The following is a 3047-nucleotide window of genomic DNA, read 5'->3' as shown; positions in this document are numbered from 1 at the left end:
AGCGATGCGCCGTGGAGCGCTCGAGGGTGGCGAGCGCGGTACGATAGCCGACCAGCGCCTGGACGCGGCTCGCCTCGGCGCTCACCAGCGCCACCTGCGCGTCGGTCAGCTCGATGATGTTTCCGACCCCGGTCTTGTAGCGGCCCTCGGCCAGCGACAGGTTCTCCCGTCCCTGCTCGAGCCCCTTGTCCGCCACGCCGATGCTCTCGGCCTGCTGGCGCAGGTTGAGCAGCGACTGCCGCACCTCGAGGGTCACGTTGTTGCGGGTGCCGTCCTCGGTCGCCCGCAGGTTCTCGAGGTTGGCCTTCGCCTCCCCCACCTGCGCCCTGGTGAGCCCGCCGTTGAAGACGGAGAGGCTGACCAGGCCGCCGAAGATCCAGCTCTGCTGGAGCGGATAGGTCGAGCCGTTCCACGTGACGTTGCTGTTGAGCGCCAGCTTGGGCAGGTAGTCCTTTTCGATCGCCTTGATGCGCTCGATGTCCGCGCGCTCCTGCGCCGCGAGGCTCCGCAGCTCCGGGCGGTTGGCGTAGGCCAGGTCGAGCGCTTCCTCGTCGCTGACCTCGCTCCGTGGCTGCTCGAGCGAGTCCACGATGTCGAAGTCGAGGGGACCCGGGAGGCCGAGCGTGTTGCGCAGGGTCTCCCGCCCGAGGGAGACGTTGTTGCGCGCCGTCAGCTGGTTCAGCTCCGCCTGGGCGAGCTGCACCTGGGCGGTGGTGACGTCGATGCGGGGCGCCAGGCCGACGTCGTGGCGGCCCTCCGCCAGGTCGAGGTGCTTCTGGTTCTGCACCACGGTTTCCTCCGCAACGTCGCGGAGGCGGTAGGCGGCCAGCAGCATGAAGTACGCCTGCTGGACGTTGAAGACGACCGTGTCGTGCTGCGTGTCCGCGTCGGCGGCGAGCGCCTCCGCCGACGCCTGCGCCGCGTGGATGAGCTCGAGGTTCTGGCCGAAGTCGAAGAGCACCTGCGAGAGGGTCGCGCCGGTCGAGTAGAAGGGGAAGGTATTGGCCTTCTTCTCGAGCCCGCCGCTGCCGATGAGCGAGCTTGAGCTCGCGTGCCGGCGGCTCGCCAGGTAGCTCGCCGAGACCTGCGGCAGGTAGGCGGCCGCCGCCTGCCACACGCGCTCGCGGCCGGCGGCGACCGTCGCGGCGGCCGCCCGGAGCGTCGGCTGCTGGCGGAGGGCGATCTCGATACACTCCTCGAGCGTCTTGCGCTCCTGGGCCCGGGCCAGGGCCGGAAGCGCGAGGAAGGCGACCGCGAGGCGCCGGCGCATCACGTCGGCCTCCGGCCGAGGACCCGCCGCACGCGACCGGCGGCGATCGCCTCCCGCGTGAAGACGGACTCCGCGGCGCGCGGGAGGTCCGCGATGGGGAGGCGCTCGCCGCAGCGCGGCACGGGCTGGAGGGCGACGGCGGGGGCTGACATTTAGATTACTGACTGGCTGGTCGGAACCTGCCGGGCGCGGGCGGGCCTGTCAATCCGGCATTTCCGGCGCCGGGCGGGAGGCATGGTCTCAGGCATCACGCCGGGCCTCATCCAGGTTCTTGACGAACGGCCTGACACGAAGGTTGACAATCTCCGGCGCCGAGGCGCCGGCCGCCCGTGTCGAGGAGCGGACGCGATGCGCTACGATGCGGCGTGCTCTTCTTCGCCGACGTGATCGTCCTCCTCGCCGTCGCGACCGCCGGCCTGATCGCCGGGCGCGCGCTCGGGCTGCCGGCGATCCTCGCCTACCTGGTGGCGGGCGTGCTGGTGGGCCGGGCGGGCTCGCTCTCGTGTCGCACTCGGAGGCGATCGGCGAGCTCGCCGAGCTGGGCGTGGCCCTCCTCCTCTTCGGCGTCGGGATCGAGTTCTCGCTCGAGCGGCTCCGGCGCATCCTCCCCCGCATGATCGCGAGCGGGACGCTGCAGGTGGCGGGCACGGTGGGGGCGACGGCGCTCGGGTTCCGTGCGCTCGGGCTCTCCTGGCCGGCGGCCCTCCTCGCGGGCACGACCGCGCTCGCCGCGGTCCTCGTGCTGGCACGTGCGGTGCTGCCGCGCGCGCTGGCGCTCGTGGCGCGCGCCCGCACGCCGGAGCTCTTCCCGCTGGCCGCGCTCGTCGTCGCCTTCGGCACCGCGCTCGGCGCCGCGCGGCTCGGGCTCTCGCTGCCGATCGGCGCCTTCCTCGCCGGGCTCGCGTCCGGGAGCCGCTACGCGCACCAGGTCTTCGCCGAGCTGCTCCCGCTCCGCGACGCGTTCGTCGCGATCTTCTTCACCAGCATCGGGATGCTCTTCGAGCCCGCGGCGATCGCGCGCGAGCCCATGCTGCTGGCCGGCATGGTCGCCGCCGTGCTCTTCAAGGGCGCGCTCACCGCGGCGATCGTCGCGGTGCTCTGGCGCTCGGCGCGCCTCGCCCTCCTGACCGGCTTCGGCCTGGCGCAGATCGGCGAGTTCTCGTTCGTGCTCGCGCGCCAGGGCGGCGTGGCAGGCGTGATCTCGGAGGGGCTCGCGCAGGCGTTCTTCGGCGCCGCCATCCTGACCATGGCCGCCACGCCCTTCCTCATGCGCGCCGCGCGACGGCTCGCGCTCGTGGGCGCGGCCGCACCCGCCGGGGGCGGGGCGCCGGACCTCGCCGACCACGTGCTCGTGGTCGGCTACGGCGTCACCGGCCAGGCCGTCGCTCGCGTGCTCCGCGAAACGGGCCTGCCGTTCGTCGCGGTGGACCTGGTGGCGGACGCGGTCGAGGCCGGGCGGCGCGAAGGGATGCCGGTGCGCTTCGGCGACGCCTCGCGGCGCGCGGTGCTGGAGGAGATGGCGGCCGAGCGGGCGCGCGCGGCCGTGGTCGCGGTGGGCGACCCGGCAGCCACGCGCCGGATCGTCTCGCAGCTCCGGCAGACGAACCCGACGGCGCGCATCCTCGTGCGCGTGCGCCGGGTGGGCGAGATCGAGGAGCTGGAGCGGCTCGGCGCCGACGAGGCGATCCCGTCCGAGTTCGAGACCTCGATCGAGCTCTTCGTGCGGCTGCTGACCCACCTCGGTGTGCCGCGGCACGTCGTGCGCGTGCAGGAGTCG

At 73.4% G+C, this 3047-nt stretch carries 2 protein-coding genes; one reads left to right on the top strand and one right to left on the bottom strand.

The genetic code is table 11. From position 1 onward, the window contains the following. Positions 1–1270, bottom strand: a 1270-nt coding sequence (locus E6J59_19570) for a TolC family protein (protein ID TMB16014.1), incomplete at its 3' end; no start/stop codon positions are given. A 358-nt stretch (positions 1271–1628) separates the two neighbouring features. Between E6J59_19570 and E6J59_19565 the strand changes: the two genes are divergently transcribed. Next, positions 1629–3047 (top strand): hypothetical protein (locus tag E6J59_19565; protein TMB16013.1); only part of this gene is annotated, 1419 nt, incomplete at its 3' end.

The sequence above is a fragment of the Deltaproteobacteria bacterium genome (genome assembly GCA_005879795.1).
Lineage (GTDB): Bacteria > Desulfobacterota > Binatia > DP-6 > DP-6 > DP-6.
This window is presented reverse-complemented; position numbering and strand designations above follow the sequence as displayed.